Annotated in this window: 18 protein-coding genes; 4 read left to right on the forward strand and 14 right to left on the reverse strand. The window is 31.9% G+C overall.

The window, feature by feature from the left end; all coding sequences use genetic code 11:
* Positions 1 to 10: 10 nt before the first annotated feature.
* The 5 genes from DZ67_RS09695 to thiC form a co-directional block, all read right to left on the reverse strand.
* Positions 11 to 604, reverse strand: a complete 594-nt coding sequence (locus DZ67_RS09695; protein ID WP_024791748.1) for a UvrD-helicase domain-containing protein — start codon at positions 602 to 604, stop codon at positions 11 to 13.
* A 54-nt stretch (positions 605 to 658) separates the two neighbouring features.
* Positions 659 to 2,920, reverse strand: coding sequence for a PD-(D/E)XK nuclease family protein (locus tag DZ67_RS0102315; protein WP_024787079.1), 2,262 nt, complete (start codon positions 2,918 to 2,920; stop codon positions 659 to 661).
* Positions 2,921 to 2,934: 14 nt separating this feature from the next.
* Positions 2,935 to 3,699, reverse strand: coding sequence for a GTP cyclohydrolase I (locus DZ67_RS0102320; RefSeq protein ID WP_024787080.1), 765 nt, complete (start codon positions 3,697 to 3,699; stop codon positions 2,935 to 2,937).
* A gap of 49 nt (positions 3,700 to 3,748) precedes the next feature.
* Positions 3,749 to 4,864, reverse strand: a complete 1,116-nt coding sequence (locus DZ67_RS0102325) for an Mrp/NBP35 family ATP-binding protein (RefSeq protein WP_024787081.1) — start codon at positions 4,862 to 4,864, stop codon at positions 3,749 to 3,751.
* Between the two features lie 96 nt (positions 4,865 to 4,960).
* Entirely contained in the window at positions 4,961 to 6,346 is a 1,386-nt protein-coding gene (gene thiC, locus DZ67_RS0102330; protein ID WP_024787082.1) for a phosphomethylpyrimidine synthase ThiC, read from the reverse strand.
* Between the two features lie 183 nt (positions 6,347 to 6,529).
* Between thiC and DZ67_RS0102335 the strand changes: the two genes are divergently transcribed.
* From DZ67_RS0102335 to DZ67_RS0102350, 4 genes are all read left to right on the forward strand, one after another.
* Complete coding sequence (locus tag DZ67_RS0102335) at positions 6,530 to 7,651, forward strand: bifunctional 2-C-methyl-D-erythritol 4-phosphate cytidylyltransferase/2-C-methyl-D-erythritol 2,4-cyclodiphosphate synthase (protein ID WP_024790662.1); 1,122 nt, start codon at positions 6,530 to 6,532, stop codon at positions 7,649 to 7,651.
* Positions 7,626 to 8,492, forward strand: a complete 867-nt coding sequence (locus tag DZ67_RS0102340) for a response regulator (protein WP_024790663.1) — start codon at positions 7,626 to 7,628, stop codon at positions 8,490 to 8,492. The genes DZ67_RS0102335 and DZ67_RS0102340 overlap by 26 nt, the downstream gene beginning before the upstream one ends.
* Complete coding sequence (locus DZ67_RS0102345) at positions 8,470 to 9,645, forward strand: sulfate adenylyltransferase (protein WP_024787085.1); 1,176 nt, start codon at positions 8,470 to 8,472, stop codon at positions 9,643 to 9,645. Before DZ67_RS0102340 ends, DZ67_RS0102345 begins: the two co-directional genes overlap by 23 nt.
* An 82-nt stretch (positions 9,646 to 9,727) precedes the next feature.
* A complete protein-coding gene (locus DZ67_RS0102350; protein ID WP_442911233.1) occupies positions 9,728 to 10,189 on the forward strand; it encodes a phosphatidylglycerophosphatase A family protein in 462 nt (153 codons plus the stop codon).
* 4 nt (positions 10,190 to 10,193) lie between these two features.
* On the opposite strand, the gene DZ67_RS0102355 is transcribed toward DZ67_RS0102350, so the two are convergent.
* From DZ67_RS0102355 to fabD, 9 genes are all read right to left on the reverse strand, one after another.
* Positions 10,194 to 10,820, reverse strand: a complete 627-nt coding sequence (locus DZ67_RS0102355; protein ID WP_024791750.1) for a ribonuclease T2 family protein — start codon at positions 10,818 to 10,820, stop codon at positions 10,194 to 10,196.
* A complete protein-coding gene (locus tag DZ67_RS0102360; protein ID WP_024787088.1) occupies positions 10,817 to 11,371 on the reverse strand; it encodes an IMPACT family protein in 555 nt (184 codons plus the stop codon). The genes DZ67_RS0102355 and DZ67_RS0102360 overlap by 4 nt, the downstream gene beginning before the upstream one ends.
* Positions 11,371 to 12,297, reverse strand: a complete 927-nt coding sequence (locus DZ67_RS0102365; protein WP_024787089.1) for a ribose-phosphate pyrophosphokinase — start codon at positions 12,295 to 12,297, stop codon at positions 11,371 to 11,373. Before DZ67_RS0102365 ends, DZ67_RS0102360 begins: the two co-directional genes overlap by 1 nt.
* Positions 12,298 to 12,380: 83 nt before the next feature.
* On the reverse strand, positions 12,381 to 13,400 hold the full coding sequence (gene mnmA / locus DZ67_RS0102370) for a tRNA 2-thiouridine(34) synthase MnmA (RefSeq protein ID WP_024787090.1): 1,020 nt from the start codon (positions 13,398 to 13,400) through the stop codon (positions 12,381 to 12,383).
* Positions 13,397 to 14,170 carry a tRNA 2-thiocytidine biosynthesis TtcA family protein gene (locus DZ67_RS0102375; RefSeq protein WP_084021772.1) on the reverse strand — a complete coding sequence of 258 codons (774 nt, stop codon included), beginning with the start codon at positions 14,168 to 14,170 and terminating at the stop codon, positions 13,397 to 13,399. The genes mnmA and DZ67_RS0102375 overlap by 4 nt, the downstream gene beginning before the upstream one ends.
* A complete protein-coding gene (locus DZ67_RS0102380; RefSeq protein ID WP_024787092.1) occupies positions 14,167 to 15,357 on the reverse strand; it encodes a hypothetical protein in 1,191 nt (396 codons plus the stop codon). The genes DZ67_RS0102375 and DZ67_RS0102380 overlap by 4 nt, the downstream gene beginning before the upstream one ends.
* A gap of 134 nt (positions 15,358 to 15,491) precedes the next feature.
* Positions 15,492 to 16,181, reverse strand: coding sequence for a 5'-methylthioadenosine/adenosylhomocysteine nucleosidase (locus DZ67_RS0102390; protein ID WP_035907024.1), 690 nt, complete (start codon positions 16,179 to 16,181; stop codon positions 15,492 to 15,494).
* Positions 16,181 to 16,921, reverse strand: a complete 741-nt coding sequence (locus DZ67_RS0102395; RefSeq protein ID WP_024787094.1) for a nitrilase-related carbon-nitrogen hydrolase — start codon at positions 16,919 to 16,921, stop codon at positions 16,181 to 16,183. Before DZ67_RS0102395 ends, DZ67_RS0102390 begins: the two co-directional genes overlap by 1 nt.
* Positions 16,918 to 17,823 carry an ACP S-malonyltransferase gene (fabD, locus tag DZ67_RS0102400; RefSeq protein ID WP_024787095.1) on the reverse strand — a complete coding sequence of 302 codons (906 nt, stop codon included), beginning with the start codon at positions 17,821 to 17,823 and terminating at the stop codon, positions 16,918 to 16,920. The genes DZ67_RS0102395 and fabD overlap by 4 nt, the downstream gene beginning before the upstream one ends.
* Between the last annotated feature and the right edge of the window lie 62 nt (positions 17,824 to 17,885).

Consider the following 17,885-nt stretch of genomic DNA (forward strand, 5'->3'; position numbering starts at 1 on the left):
AAAAAATTCTTTACTTATTTACATTTTCACTTTTAACTCCTTGAAGTTCTTTGTCTTTTTCATACAAATCTTCAAAAAGATTTAATAATGAAGAAAATTTTTCCTCTTTTTTGGCTATATCGATTAATAACTTAAATTCATCTGTTTTTAAATCTTTTAAAAATTCTTTAAAAATTATCTCCCTGTCAATATCTCCCACATCGAAATTACTTCTAAATCCGGCAAAAAAGCTGAATTTTCTTAAGATTTTATTTATAAACGAATCAATTGTCTGAATATTTACATCGTTTGTAAGAAATTTTTTAATTAAAATATCTGTCTTACTTAACAAATCGTTTTCATTTATTCCCAACTCGTTACATATCATTTCAATAATATTTTTTTTCTCTTTTCTTTTTTTTTCATCTAATTTATCATCACTTTTTTTAAGCAGGTTTAAAAACTTAACAATCCTCTCTTTCATTTCATTGGCGGCTTTGTTTGTAAAAGTGATGGCAATAATATTTACAGGATTATCTAAATTAAGAAGTGCAATATATCTGTTTGCAAGCCTGAATGTCTTACCACTTCCCGCACTTGCTTCAACACTCAATAATTTTTTCATTTCTTTTCCTTTCTTTCACCGTTCACCATTCACTATTCACCACTCACTTTTATTTTAATCTCTCCCGCATGCAATTTTATAATCGCAGTATTTACAGATACTGAGTGCTTTTTTTGTTTTTTCTTTTCCGTTTTTATCTATATAAATAATGTCCTCGGCGGCTTTTATTTTTTTAGGAAGATTATTTAAAACCTCTTTCAGTTCTTCCATTTTCACGACACCTTCAATTTTACCCGGTTTTTCACTTCCCAAATCCCAAATTACAGTTTTTATATTTTTATCTGGATAGTTTTGTTTGGCCCAGAGAAAATAAAACGTTGTTTGAAAATCATAAATATATTCTTCATTTTCCCCTGCCTTGGAAGAAGTTTTATAGTCTATTAAAATTATTTCATTTTCTTTATAATCAATTCTGTCCACCCTGCAAGCTAACTCTTTGCCTTCAAAAATAAATTTTTTTGTAACCTCTGTTTCGTTTTTTGAATATTTCATCTGATCAAAATCTATTTTGCAAAAAGTTTTAATATTATCTTCCCATTTTACCAATACGTCAAAAAGCAGTTTTTTATCGTTTATTCTTTTTGTAATTTCTTTCATTAAAATATCAAAATAATCTTTATCATTTTCCATTTTTAACTTTTTATTTCTAACAATGTCGGCAACCGCTTCATGAAAAATATTTCCAAAAAACTCCTCTTCATCTTTTTCGTTAAATATTCCCAGTATTTTGGAAAAATAATATTTTTTCGGACATTCCACAAGATTTTTCAACTGAGTCGGATATAAAGGATATAATATTTCAAATTCATCTGAATATTTTGTAATTTCTTTTGGTTTGGAATATTTAAAAGCAATTTCCCTGTATTTTTCATCTCCGTTTTTTCCCAAAGAAAATCCAAGCTCATATAAAAACCTGCTTGGCGATTTTTCTTCGTTTTTTACATAACTTATTGCCACTTTTTTTGCACTGTTTATTAATTGATAATAATAATGTTTTTGCAGATTTTCCCTGTCGTTTCTTGTGGGAAGTTTTGCCTGGCGTCTTATAAAAGTATTCAAAAACAGATCACTTTCACTGACTTTTGGTACAATATCTTCATTAAAATCAAGAATTATCACCCCGTCAAATTCCATACCTCTGCTCTCTAACACACCCATACAGGTAATTTTGCCGCTGTAAACATCATCAATCTTTAAATTTTTAAATCTCTCCAGTACAAAAAACAAAAAGTCTTTTTTATTTTCAAACATATTTTTAAACTTTTCAAGTTTGAAAAGTTCTTCGTCTATAATCTTTAATTCTTTATTGGCAGCGGTTTTTTTTATAAAATCACTCAGCTCTTTTTTTTCAAAAGCCTCAAGGTAATCTTTGCATTTTTTAAAAGCAATATCACTATTTGAAGTTATAAATTCATAAATTGATTTTAATAATATATATAAATTGCTTTTTGTAAAACTCTCCCCCATTGCAAAATTGAGATTTTTATATTCATCAAACAGTTTCAAATATTCGCTGAATTCTTCATCAGGCAAAATTACTGCTATTTTTTCAGGTTCAATTCCCTCATTAACCATTTGAGAAATTTTTGCAAATACAAAATTCACCTGATTTAATCTTTCAGAAAAATAAGCAATTTCAATCTCAGGTGAATTGATTTTTTTATCCAGTTTTTGAAGTTTACTGTTATGAAAATCAAGTTTATAAATATAACCTTCAGGGGCTGCGATTTTTAATGATTTTTCAATCAGTATTTTATTGAATCTGTCTACACTGAAAGTAATTTCAACAGGAATTTTAATTTTTTCCAAAACTTTTAAATCAAACTTGCTAAGATAGCCGTCTAACACCATCTCAATTTTATCAATACCTTCAAGCAGGCCTTTGTTTATTCTAAAATCCTCAATTAAAAACTTATCTGTATATCCGTCTTTTTCAATTAAATTTTTATAATTTTTTCTAATTTCCTTTAAAATTTCCAAATGTTCGGCATAATCTAAATAAACATCGCTTAAAATTACATTATCAATATCCACATCTTCTAAAAACAGCTCGTTAAAAAAAGAAAAAATAAAACTGCTGTCATCAAAAAAATTTATAAATTCCCTGCTTATTCCGAGTTTTTCAATATCTACATTTTTAATTGCTTCAAAAAGATATTTTTTTCTTAAATCCTCATCAATGAATTTTCTACCCTCAACCACAACTATTTTACCTAAAAATTCCCCTAACGTATAAAATTTATCCAGAAACTGATTATCCTTATCTTCAAGCCATTTTCTTATTTGACGCGAGGTTGTGAAAATCTTGAGGTTCATCAATTGCCTTTATATTAATAATTTCTTACAAAATCCAAAAGTTCCCTATTTTTTCTGAATTTTCCCCCGAAATATTCCGTTGTAAATCCGTCCGCATCGCTTAGGGCACCTCTAAGGAATTCGCAGGAATGTTTTATGTTTTTCAGTTTTACATAAACATCCTCTGTTTTAGCCGTATCTGAAATTTCTTTATAGATTGCTTTTGTCAAATCTTCCTGAAGCCAGCCGCGCTGGGCAATAAACCTGACCACTCTTTGAAGTTTTGAAATTCCTAAAACATATTCTTTTGGAATGTAAGAAATTATTACCTTTGCATTATTAAATTTTGTAGAAAACGGGGCAAAATGATGACTGCAGACCGCCGTTAAATCAACTTCTTTTATTATTGGATTTTCAAAATCAGAACTTATTTCATTTGGAAATTTGGCAAGTCTGACGGGTTTATTGAATCTTCCGCCCATTAATTCCCTGTCGTCTTTTGTATCAGTCCCGCTCCACATTTTAATGATTCTTCCTGCCGTCCCAATATTTCCCTCTTTTAAATTTTCAGCGACATTCGGGTCGTTCACATCGATTTTAAGTGCGTCAAAAACCTCTTTTAATTTTTCGGTTGCTATAAGTCTCATCAAATAATGAACATCGTCATTCCAGTCATCGTTAAAATCATACACATTTTCATTTATTTTAAATTTAGGGGTTTTATTGTATATTTCGAGAGCTTTTTCAAAAGGCGTGGATAAATTTTTCGATTCATAAATTTTTTTTATTTTACTAAACAATTTTAAACCTTTTTTATAAATTTAAAAAGCCTTAAAAAGGCTAAAGAGTTTAATGCATACTGCAAGCACTTGGAGCCCCGTTTACTCCGTAAATAGGCTGAATCATTTCATTTCCGGCCATATCTTCCTCTAATACATAATCAATAAATTCAATAAGTTCTTTTGCTGCTTTTTGAAATCTTTTTGCACTTTCACTCTCAGGCCTGTTAATAAGTATAGGTTTCCCCATATCCCCGCCTTCTCTTATTTCCGGCTCAATCGGAATCTGGCCTAAAACTTTGGTATCATAATCTTTTGCTAAAGTAGCGGCCGCACCTTTTCCAAAAATATCATATTCCATTCCGCAGTTCGGACATATAAATCCGCTCATATTTTCAATAACACCTGCAATTGGAATATGAAGCTGTTTAAACATATCAAAACTTCTTTTTGCATCATCAACCGCCACTGTCTGAGGAGTAGTTACCGCTACACCTGCAGTTACAGGAACCTGCTGAGCCATAGTCATTTGAGCATCACCTGTTCCCGGAGGCATATCAATTACCACTATGTCAAGCTCTCCCCATGCCACATCTTCCATAAACTGCTGAAGCGCCTTAACAAGCATTGCACCTCTCCACATTAAAGCCTTTCCTTCCGGAAGCAGATTTGCCATAGACATAAATTCTATTCCGTATACATCAAAAGGTTTAACTTTATTTCCAACAACTTCCGGTTTTCTGTCCTGCATTCCAAGCATTCTTGCAACATTTGGGCCGTAAATATCACCATCGAGTATTCCTACTTTTTTCCCTTCTTTAGCCAAAGCCAAAGCTAAATTTACAGATGTGGTTGTTTTTCCCACACCTCCTTTTCCGGATGAAACCATTACAAAACTTTTGACGCTTGGCATTTTATTAACGCCCCTGCTTGATGTTTCCCTTGGTTTTTTAGGCCTTATTATCTGAGTTGTGGCTTCAATTCCTGCTTCTTTTAAAACCTCAACTGTTGCATCATTAAGTTTTTTTGCTATTTCATCATCGGTTGATGGTATCTGATATGTAATAATTGCTTTTTTATTATCATCACTGACTTCTATATCTTTTACAAATCCAAAATCAACAACCGATTTTTTAAAACCTGGATATACAACTTTTTTTAAAGCTTCTTTAATTTTTTCTTTCACTTCAACTCCTTAAATTATGATTTTTGATTGTTTATATTACTTTTTTTTAATTTTGTCAACCATATTTTACTATCACTACTCACTACTCACTACTCACTAATTACTATTCTCACTCTTTATTTTTTCCATCGCTTCTTTTTTAAACTCGTCCCAGTTAAATTCTCTCATTGCTTCCTGGGTTACTTTGTAAGAGCAAAATTTAGGCCCGCACATAGAACAGAATTCTGCTTCTTTAAATACCTCCTGCGGAAGTGTTTCATCGTGATATTCCCTCGCCCTTTCTGGATCAAGTGCTAATTCAAATTGTTTATTCCAATCAAAATGATATCTTGCATCGCTTATTGCATCGTCTTTTTTCCGTGCATAAGGTATTTTTCTTGCTATATCAGCCGAATGTGCTGCAATTTTATATGCCATCATTCCCTCACGCACATCTTTTTCATTCGGAAGTCCCAAATGTTCTTTTGGGGTTACATAACAGAGCATACTCACCCCATACCATGCAGCCATTGCGGCACCTATTGCACTTCCGATATGGTCATACCCCGCACCGATATCAAGCACAAGCGGCCCCAATACATAAAAAGGTGCTTCGTGGCAGTAAATCTGCTCCAATCTCACATTTCTTTCTATTTCATTAATAGGCACATGCCCGGGACCTTCTATCATAACCTGAACATCTTTATCCCAGGCTTTAAGTGTAAGCTCTCCCAATGTTTTAAGCTCTTCAAGCTGAGCTTCGTCGCTTGCGTCATACAGACATCCGGGTCTTAAACCGTCTCCCAAAGAAAGTGAAACGTCGTATTCACGGCAAATATCGAGTATTTCATCAAAAACGGTATAAAAAGGGTTTTCCTTATGGTGTTTTAACATCCATGATGCGGTTAAACTGCCGCCCCTGCTGACTATTCCCATTTTTCTTTTTGCAATAAGAGGCATATGCCTGAGAAGCAGCCCCGCATGAATGGTAAAATAACTGACCCCCTGCTTAGCCTGTTTTTCAAGCACTCTTAAAATATCATCGTAAGTCAGTTTTTCAACATCACCGATTTCATCAATAATCTGATACATAGGGACAGTTCCGATAGGAACCGGTGAGGCGTTAATAATGGCAACTCTAATTTCATCCATATTTTTAGCCCCCGCCGTCAAATCCATAACGGTATCAGCCCCGTATTTCACGGAAGTTTGAAGTTTTCTCACCTCTTCATTTACATCGCTTGCCAAGGCGCTCGCCCCGATATTTGAATTTACCTTTGTTTTGCTGACTCTTCCTATTGCCATAGGTTTTAAATGCTTATGATTTATATTTGAAGGGATTATCAGCCTTCCTCTTGCCACCTCGCTTCTTATTAATTCGGCGGGAAGATTTTCAATTTCGGCCACATATTCCATCTCTTCAGTTATAATGCCTTTTTTTGCGTAATACATTTGAGTTTTTATTTTATCTTTTTTTCGTTTTTCCAACCATTTTCTTCTCATAAATTTCCTTTATTTTATTTTAAATACTTTTTACAAAAAAAACCTTAAAATAAGCTTAATTTTTCAATTTTTCACTTGAAACTTGGCTTCTTGGCTTCTTGGAACTCACCACTCACTACTCACCATTTACCATTTGTAACATTTTTTTGTATAATTTCGTAACATATTTACAAAAGGAAACATTTGAGTGTTACTTTAATAATTTTAAGCGCAGGCAATTCCACAAGATTTAATTATACCGTAAAAAAACAGTGGATAAGAATTAATTCAAAACCCCTCTGGCTGTTTGTAGCTGAACGGTTAAACAGTTTTTATAATTTTAAAGACACGATTATTACGGCAAATCCTGATGAAATAAGGCTTTATAAAAAACTGAGCGATTATAAAATAGTAAAAGGAGATAAAGAAAGACAGTTAAGCCTTCAAAACGCTTTAAAAGAAGTAAAAACACCTTATGTAATGGTTACGGATGTGGCAAGAGCGTGTATTCCAAAAGAAATTATTTTAAATTTAATAAAAAACAAAGAAAAAGCCGATTGTATAGTGCCTTTTTTAAAACCGGTGGACACTGTTGTATTTGAAAATAAAACAATTGACAGAAACAGCATAAAACTTATTCAAACACCTCAGCTAAGTGTTAGCGAAATTTTAAAAAAGGCGATTCAGTGTGATAAAATATTCACAGACGAAAGAGCTTTGATAGAACATATAGGCGGAAAAATTTTATATATTGACGGAAGTGAAGAAAGCAGAAAAATCACATATTTTAAAGATTTAAATCTTCCATGTCTAAAACCTCCAAAAAAAGTTTTTTTAACAGGAAACGGGTATGATACCCATAAATTTATAAAAAATAAAAAAATGCTGCTTGGAGGAATTCCAATAGACGTAGATTACGGATTAAAAGCCCACAGTGACGGTGATGTGGTAATACATTCGCTTATTGATGCACTCCTTGGAGCTGCCGGATACGGAGATATCGGGGAATTTTTCCCGGACAATGATGAAAAATACAAAAACGCCTCTTCGGTTAATTTGTTAAAAGAAATAATTGAAATTTTAAATAAAACAGGTTTTGAAATTATAAATGCCGATATTTCCATCATAGCCGAAAAGCCGAAACTGCAAAATTATAAAACAAAAATAGCCAAAAATCTCTCAAAACTTTTAAGAGCGCCTGTAAACGTAAAAGCAACTACAAACGAAAAAATGGGATTTACCGGCAGAGGCGAAGGAATAGCCGTTATTTCTACAGCCACATTAACATATAAGGACTGGTATGAAGATTACAATTGTGGAAAATGAATTATACCTGGCTCAAAGTATTCAGAATAATTTAAGCGAAAAATTAAATGCAAAATGTGAAATTTTTGCTTCTTACGACGAAGCGGCAAATTCAAATGCCGATATATTTTTGGTAAACACCAATCTTCAGGGAAATTTAAAAAATTTTATTTCAAACCAGAAAGAAAAAATAATTATTCTTTTAGCCCCTTATGTAACTCATTCAAATGTTACCCAGCCAATTGAACTCGGTGCGGACGATTATATTCAAAAGCCTTTTTCAATAGAAGAGCTTATAAGAAAAATAAACCATTTAAAAGAATTTTATTACCTAAAAAGTAAAACAACATGTTATAGTAATTTTATTGAATATTTACTAAAAGATATTGAAATAACACTTCCCAAAAACATATCTTACCCGCTTCTTATAAAAACAAATTTTATCAGAGCCGTGGATAAAATAGTGTTTGAAATAGCAAAAAAAGAGAATCTTCCCATTAAAATAATTGATTTGAATAAAAGCGATGAAAAAGATTTCTTAAATACTAATACTATTTATTACTGTTTTAATATAGAAAAAAACTGGCAGAATTTACCTAATCTTTTTTTTAAAAGAAAAGTCATTATATCCGTCAGTAAAGATTTTGATAATATTTTGGACGAATTTAATGAATTGGATATCGATTATCCTAAAAAAATCTTTTTAAATGATGAAATTCTTTCCATAGAAGAATATATCAAATTTGTAATTAACAATCACCAGCATAAATTCCCCGATACGGAGCTCAGCAAAAAACTTGGAATAAGCAGAAAAAGTTTATGGGAAAAAAGGAAAAAATATGGCATTTTCAAACAAAAATAAAATTTTTATAGACAAAGAGGCATATTATACACTTGCAATGGTTCAGGCCGGATTGCTATCGCCTATAGATAAATTGATGAATAAAAAAGAAGCCGAAACTGCAAATAATGAAAAAAAATATAAAGGGAAATCCGTTCCTTTTTCTTTTATACTCGCACCTGCGGGGAAAAGAAACGAAGAGGTTTTAAAAAATAATCCGAAAAAAATAGAACTTTTTTACAACAACAGAAAAATAGGGGAAATTAACGTAGAAGAAATTTATGAAATTGATCCGCTAAAAAGAGTAGAAATTATTTACGGAAGTAAAGATTATAAAAATTACCCGCAAATAGCAAAAACATTAAAAAGGCTCGGTAAATACGCAATTGCAGGAAAGTTTTGGGTCGAAGATTACGGAATAAAGAAAAAAATAGATTATGTAAAAGAATTTATAAAAAATAAAACAAATGTAGTAGGTATGACCATGCATGCAAAACCTGTTCACAGGGTACACGAAAAAATAATGCGTCAGGCGATTGAAAGAAATGATTTATTAATAGTTTTTTTAGTAAAAAATATACAAGAAGAAGAGGTACCTTATAAATTAAGGTTTGATACGTTAAAATATTTAGTGGAAACATACTTTCCAAAAGACAAAATAATAATTATTCCTTTGGTGAACACCTATATATTTTCCGGGGTAAACGAAGCGATACTGGATGCCATAATTGCAAAAAACTTCGGTTGCAATAAATTCATAATGGGCCAGACACACAAAGGGCTTGGAATATATTATCAGGCAGACCATTTAAAAAGTATTTTTGATTCTATGAATTTGGAAATAGAAGCAAAAACTATTAACGAATATGTTTATTGTAATGTTTGCAAAACAATTGTAAGCGTAAATTCATGCCCTCACGGAAGTCATCACCATATCAGCTATCACAGTGATTCTATTTTTGAACTCTTGAAAACCGGTCTTATGCCTCCCACTATTCTTATGAGAAAAGAAATCAGCGCCAAATTTTTGGCTAATATGTTTCCAAACAGATTTAAAAACCTTGAAAAATTGTTTTACGACATTTCACCTAATAAAGGGCTTATTGAAGAGAGCAGCGATGAAGATTTTTATATTTCTTTAATGAAACTTTATCAGACAAGTTCACTTACTTAATAGTGAGTAGTGAGTTGTGAGTAGTGAGCTTGTAAATAATTTAAAAGAAGTTTATGAAAAGTTAATAGAATTTAAGTGGTTTATATTAACAGGCTTTTTTAGCGGACTTCTTCCAAAAGCACCGGGAACATGGGGAAGTCTTGTAGCCACAATTTTAGCGTATATAATAATAAAATTTTTTCCGAATCCTTACATAACAATTTGGCTTTTAATAATACTTTTTAGCATTACAGGAGTTAGATTTACAAACGATTATGAAAAAGCGGGCGGAATACATGATGACAAAAGAATTGTAATTGACGAATTTGCAGGAGTTTTGATTTCAATCGGGATGTTTGGGGATTTAGAAAAAGATACGTTAATTAAATTATTTTTAGCATTTGTTTCTTTTAGGTTATTGGATATAAGCAAGCCTTCCATTATAGGGAAGATAGATAAAAAAGCCCCCGGCGGACTCGGAGTAATGGGAGATGATATTGTCGCCGGAATTTTTGGGGGGATAATGGCTGGAATTTTATATATCGGATATATTAAATTGTTTTAAATTTTTACGGAAAAGCTATAACACCTCTTTGACACTGCTTTTTATGCATATCTTTAGCATTGTCTATAAGTTCATATAAATCTTCCTTAACGGGATTTCCTCTTAAATTAATCCTAATTTCCGTAATAAATCCGTCTTTGCAAATAAGCTGAAATTTTCTTGCATTTCCTTTGCCAAAAACCTGCCCGAATATCCATCTTATTCTTGCCAAAGATACGCTGCTTCCCATATGCATTACAAAAAACTGCTGAATAAATGTTTCATTAAACTGCTGATCTAATTTAATGGCCGTAGTAAAATATGTTTTAGCATCGCTTCCAAAACAGGTTCCGTGTTTTTTCCATTCATGCTTTGCAAGAGAAAATTTTGCCCCGGGCATATATTTAATCAAAATTTTCATAAAATTTTTATCCAGATTCATAGGTTTGTAAGCACAGTATTCTTTTTTCGGCCAAAGCCCGTGCACACTAAAATGCGTCAGCGAATAATCCCCTCTTTTCCTTGTCAAACACACAGGATTTTTCGGATGAACCCTGCAAAATCCGTTTTGCCAGCTGAGTGCCAAAATATTATTTTCAGAAATTGCAAAAAGGGAACTTAAAAATATTAACAGTAAAAATAATTTTTTCACAGGTTTTCCTTTATAAGATTAATTTTTTCAATATCGTCTCTTATTATATATTCAATCCCCTCTGTTCCAAAACCTCTCTCAATTACAAAAATATTGAATTTTTTAATTAAATATTCTATTTTTTTTGTTTTATCATAATCAACTTCGAAAGTGTATTCAAAAATATCTTTGTATTCAATAATTTTAGCATTTAAAACAGCATTTTTTGCAGCGTCGCTGTATGCCCTCGCAAGGTTTCCCACACCGAGCAATATCCCTCCGAAATATCTTATAGTAACAATGCCCACATTTATCAAATCATATCCCTGAAGTACTTTGAGAGTGGGCCTGCCCGCGCTTCCTCTTGGCTCTTTGTCATCATTTGAATGTTCTATAATCTGATTGCTTTTATTTAAATATCTAAAAGCTGTTACAAAATGATTTGCTTTTTTATGGATATTTTTAAGCTCTGCAAGTTTTTTTTCAAATTCATTGTAAGGGACAAGAAAAGAGTGAAATTTTGAATTTTTTATTTCAATGCTTGCCGCACTTAAATTTTTAACAGTATACATTAACTAAAAAGTTTGTTTACACTTTCATTGTATACGATTCTTCTTATCACCTCTGCGAAAAGTTTTGCTGTTGAAAGAATTTTTATTTTTTTACAGGTTTTTTTGAAAGGTATCGTGTCACTTATTATAACTTCATCCAAAACAGAATTTTTTATTCTGTCAATTGCGGGACCGCTGAGTACACCGTGGGTTGCAAAAGCCATTACTGAAACTGCACCTTTTTCCTTAAGTGCTTTTGCGGCATGGCAGATGGTTCCGGCAGTGTCAATCATATCGTCTATTAAAATTACGTCTTTGCCTTTAACATCGCCTATAATATTCATAACTTCGCTTACATTGGCTTTTTCCCTTCTTTTATCAACTATTACCATATCAAGACCCAATTTACTTGCAAAATATCTGGCTCTTGCAACACCGCCTATATCAGGAGAGGCAATTATAGGATTTTTTAAATGTTTTTCTTTAAAATATTCAAAAAAGAGAATACTTCCGTATAAATTATCCACAGGTATATCAAAAAAGCCCTGAATTTGACCGGCATGCAGGTCAATTGTAACAACTCTGTCAATTCCTGCTTTTTCCATCATATTTGCAACAAGCTTTGCACTGATTGGAACCCTAGGGGCGGCTTTTCTGTCCTGTCTCGCATAACCGAAATAAGGGATAATTGCAGTAATACTGTTTGCACTGGCCCTTCTCATGGCATCTGTAATAACAAGAAGTTCCATTAAATTATCATTTGCCGGAGCACATGTCGGCTGAACAATAAAACAGTCAATTCCCCTGACACTTTCACCTATTTGAACATTGATTTCCCCGTCGCTGAATCTGTTAACGGTAATTTTACTGAGCGGCCTGTCTAAATAATCGGCTATATCCTGAGCGACTTTCGGATTGGCTGTTCCGCTGAAAAGTTTAAATTTCATTTTTCTCTCCTTCATTTTGTTATTGAAATGTTACCAAAATTTTTTCCTACATTCACTATTCACCATTCACAGCTCACCACTCACTATCTCTTCGTCCCTCTTATCCATCCACCGCCGAGAAGTTTTTCTCCATCATAAAATACACACGCCTGACCTTTTGCAACTCCAATTGCAGGTTCAAGAAATTTAACCACTGCTTTGCTTTTTGTTTCCATCTTTACAACAGAAGGTAATTTTGGGGCTCGGTATCTGACTTTTGAAAGAGCTGCAAATTCATTTTTTTCTACAAATAAATTTACACCTTTTAAAAAAACCACTCTTTTTTCCAAATCCGCTTTATCGCCTACAATCAGTTTGTTCATTTTTGAATCAATGCCGATAACATACTGGGGCTTGTGTGATTTAAATAAATTAAAGCCTTTTCTCTGACCTATGGTATAAAAAGCATAACCCCTGTGGTACCCTATTTTTTTGCCTTTTTTGTCTATCACCGTTCCTTTTTTTTCGGGTTTGAAATGATTTTTAAGAACATCTATATAATTCGTGTCTATAAAACAGATATCCTGAGATTCTTTCTGGGACGCAAATTCATCAAGTCCTATTTCTTTTGCAATTGCTTTTATTTCATCTTTGCTGTAATTTCCCAAAGGAAAAATAAGTTTGGGAAGCACTTCTTTTTTTATACCGAATAAAAAATAACTTTGGTCTTTGTTTTTATCTTTTGCTTCATATAGAAATTTCCCGTCGTTTCTTACATAATGCCCTGTCGCCGCTTTCTCGCATTTATATTTTTCCAAAAATTTCATAAAAATTCCAAATTTTATTTTTATATTACACATAGCACAGGGATTGGGGGTAGAACCTTCTTCATAACTTTTTACAAAATATTCATACACTTCTTTTTTAAATTCTTCCTCCACGTCCTCAACAAAATATTCAAATCCGATTTTTTTAGATAATTTTTCTATTTTTTTTAAATTTTGAGAATGATTGAGTTTATGCATTTTCATATATATGCCGATTACTTCATAACCTTTTTGTTTTAAAAGATAAGCACTTACAGCACTGTCCACCCCTCCACTAATTCCAAGCAATACCCTCATTTTAAATATTCCTTCATAAAAAAAGTATCACAGTCTATATTTGAAAATGCGCTCTCAAGTCTTTGAAAGAGTTTTGGATTTTCTTTTTCCATAACTTTAAGCCAGTTTTTTATTTTTTCCCTTGCATACGGTTCTTTGCCGTCACTTGCTTTAAATGCAAGACAGCTCTCTTCTCCACTGATTATTGGAAAATTATTTTTATTTGCCATATATTCTATCCATTTTTCCCGAACTTTTATCATAGGCCTGATTACATCAAGCCCTGTATAAGCTCTATATTTTGGAGGCATTGAACGCATTATACCGTTATAAAAAAGTCCCATAAAAAAAGTTTCCACCGCATCGTCAAAATGATGCCCTAAAGCCAATTTATTATATCCAAGCTCTTTTGCTTTTGTATAAAGTGCACCTCTTCTCATTCTTGCACAAAAACTACAGGGAGACGACCCGGGACGCTTTTTTTCTTCCAAAATTTCAAAAATAGGTGTTTTATACCAGATATATTCAATTCCGAATTTTTCACAATGCTCTTTCAAAGGGGTATAATCTATTCCACTCCCTGCATCTATAGTAACAGCAGCCAAATCAAAATTAAAAGGTGCAATAAGCTGCATTCTTTTTAACACATGAAGTAATACAAAAGAATCTTTTCCTCCGCTAAATGCCACTAAAACCTTATCGCCCGATTTAATAAGCTCAAACTCCCCCTGAACACGCCCTACAAATTTTGTAACTTTTTTAGAAAAAAATATATCTTTTATGGGATTCACTTAATTTCTTCCCCATTGACAAACAGTTTTGAATTTTTCAAATTTATATTAAGTATAACTTTTCCGCCCTTTTTATTGGCAAGAGCAAAAACAAATGCGCTTTTAGGAAATAAATTCATAAGAACTGTGGCTATTTCTGGCGAACTCTCGTAATAAATATGGGAATTTAAAAAACTTAAATTATTTTCCTCTAAATCTTTTTGCAGATTATTATCAGGTTTTATTTTTAAATCGGCATCAATCAAAAAATATCCCAAATCTTTTTTTGTAACCTCAATATTTTTAATCTTGGAATTTAAATTAATTTCAAATCCTTTTTTTAAAAGTTCAAGTGTCAATTCTTTAGTTATATTGACATCATTTGTATTTGCAATTGAAATTAATGATTTCGTATCTAATTTTGAAATATTTACATTTAACATAAATTGGTTTATATTTAAATAATCGCTTATAAATTTATCAAAAGAAAATTTGCTTATTATATTTGTTTTTTCTTTAAAATCTGTATTAGTAAGGGTATGAATGTTTTCTATTTGAAACCTGTTTTTTCCAAAATTTAAAAACACATTAAAATTATTTTCACTTTTAAAATTGTCTTTTTTATAAAATGAGCTGTTTTTGATATTTTTAATTTCCAACAACACATTTTTCATTTTTAAATACACATCACCAATATTTAATTTATTATTGACAATTTCACTGTATTCAAGAATTCCTTTAATATCTTTAACCCCAGCATTTATGTGGTTAAACGGCAAATTTATATCTTCAAATTTATAAGTATAAACCTTAAAATTAGGAGTAGTTGCAAAAAATTTGATTTTTTTGTCAAATAAAGTGTTTATTTTGGCTTCGTCTGCTTTATCATTTAAATCAATTTTTTCCAAAACACCTTTAAAATTAACTTTTGTAACAGGCAGATTGTTAAATGTTGTTTCCACTTTAAAATATAAATCTTTAATAAAATTATTATTCAGTTTTTTACCAGGAATATCCACCAAAAAAATCCTGTCTGTTTTTAAATATCCGCTTTTATTTTTAATTTCTTTTATTTTTATCCCCTGTTGCTGTTGCAAGCTCAAAAGCATGGTGTCAAATTTTGAATTCATAAGTTTTGAAAAAATAAAAGGCGTTATTGCCATCATTATCAAAAGAGTCAAAAACATTACAACTAATTTATTTTTCATAAAATTCCTTTTTTAATTTTACTTTTTTCACTATGACCGCTTTCAAGGAGCAAATCCCATTTTCCATTTTCCACCATGGCCGTTTTTCAAACGGCCAGGTGAGCTTTATTCGCTTTGTTCATTTTCGCTCATTTTCAATCTTCCATAACTTTCAGCATTTCTATCAAAAATTTGGCGCTAACTTTGCTGCTATCTTCTAAAAATTTATCAAAATCAACCCCGGCACCTTCTTCTGCGCTGTCACTTATGGCCCTTAACATAAAAAAAGGAACATTTTCATTAAAACATACACATCCTACCGCCCCGCCTTCCATTTCAATGGCGCTTGCTTTAAATGTTTTGGCAATCCACTCTTTACGCTCACGTGAATGGATAAACTGATCTCCGCTTGCAATAATTCCTTCTTTTAATTTTATATTTAAATTTCTTGCAACTTTTTTAGCAATATTATTTAATTCTTCATCACAGTCAAAAAAAACCTGACTCTCAGGAATAAAACCCGGTTCATAACCAAACACAGTTAAATCAATATCATGCTGGCATGTTTTTGTGGCAATAATTAAATCCCCTATTTTTAAATCCCGTTCAATTGCACCTGCAACACCGCTGAAAAGTAAAATTTCGGCATTGAATTTTTCTATTAAAACAGCGGCGGTTAAAGCGGCATTTACTTTGCCTATTTTAGAATAAGCCAAAACCAAATTAATATTTCTAAATTTGGCAATATAAAACTTATTATTTGCGTATTCTACAACTTCTTTTAATTTTAAATATTTTAAAATAGGCTCAAGTTCCTCCCTCATAGCACACATAATAGCTACCATCAGTTTTTCCTTAAAAAATATTTTTGGGTAAAAGTAAGTTTATTGTTTAATTCGCATTCAATCAATTCTTCTTCAAAATATTCCGCTTTTATCTCAATTTCGCCCTTTGGATTAACAACCCTGCTCCCCCCCCAAAATCCAAGACCGTCTTCAAATCCTACACGATTGCAAAAAGCAACATATCCACCGCTTAAAATAGCCATTGTTTTTAAAATACTTTCCCACTGTTCTTCAATTAACAGTTTTTTTTCTTTAAATTCCCTTGCGGGGGAAGCTGAAATTACAATAATTAAATCCGGTTTCTCTTTTGCCACAAAATCAATTGCATCGCCGCTAAATACATCTTCGCATATAAACATAACAGTTTTCCCAAATTTAGTATTAAAATATTTAAAATCATCTCCTCTGAAGAAAAATCTGCCTTCTTCAAACACCCCGTAAGTTGGCAGATATTTTTTATTATGAATTATTAATTCTTTTTCCAAATAAACGGCACTATTATATATTCTGCTGTCTATTTTTAAAGCAGCCCCCAATACCACATCTTTATTAAATTGAAGCCTTTTAAAAAAATCTACATTAAAAGCATCTTCAAGCAGGGCGTCTTTTATTTTATATCCGTTCATACTGAGTTCCGGGAAAATAATTAAATCGGCATCCGTTTTATTTACATATTCAATGTGTTTATTTAAATTATCGGGGCTTAGTTTCGGTTTTATCTGTGCAAGTGCTATTTTCATAACGCCAACACCTTCTCAAGACTCACCATATCTGTAATAGGATATGTTTTTTTCTTTGTAATTTTTCTGTTTATACCCATTAAAACTTTTCCTCCGAATTCTACAAAAAAGTCTGTTTCATCTTCATAATTTTTGATTGACTGTTTATATAAAACAGGCTTTGTAAGCTGAATCGGTAAAACTTCCAACGCTTTTTGTTTAGTATTATATTTTTTTGCAGTTACATTGCTTACAACATCTTTAAATTCATTTTTCAATGATTCTCCCAATAATTCCCTTAAAGGTTCGGTTGCACTTTCAAGCAATGGACAGTGACTTGCCACGCTCATATTAAGAAGCATTACCCTTTTAGCACCTTTTTCTTTTAAAACTCCTTCCAATTGAATTAAATCATCTCTGATTCCGGCTATTACAATTTGACCGTCACTGTTATAATTTGCAGGCCACACCTGTAAGCCTGATTTTTTACATACTTCTTCCACTGCATTGTCATCAAGCCCCAAAACCACCATCATACTCCCGATTTTATCTTTAAAGGCCGCATTCATTAATTTGCCTCTACTGTGCACTAATTTAATGGCATCAGCCAAATTAAAGGCGCCGGCACTGAAAAGTGCACTAAATTCGCCCAATGAATGTCCAAGAGAAAAATTATAAGTAAAATCCCTGTTTTGCTCAAAAAGTTTAAAAGCTATTGCTGAATACAATAAAATTGCCGGCTGGGTGAATTCGGTTTTATTAATTTCATCATTTTCCTCAAACATCAGTTTTTTAAAATCAATTTTTATTGCATCGCTTGCAATTTCAAACATTTCACGGGCTTTTTCTGAATTTTCATAAAAATCTTTTCCCATTCCAATAAACTGGCTGCCCTGTCCCGGGAATAAAAGAGCGAGTTTCATTTCATTCCTTTTTTTATATAATTATAACAAAGTGAAAAGTGAAAAATGAAGGAACTGATTAA

It is taken from the genome of Lebetimonas sp. JS138, assembly GCF_000523335.1.
Taxonomy (GTDB): domain Bacteria; phylum Campylobacterota; class Campylobacteria; order Campylobacterales; family Nautiliaceae; genus Lebetimonas.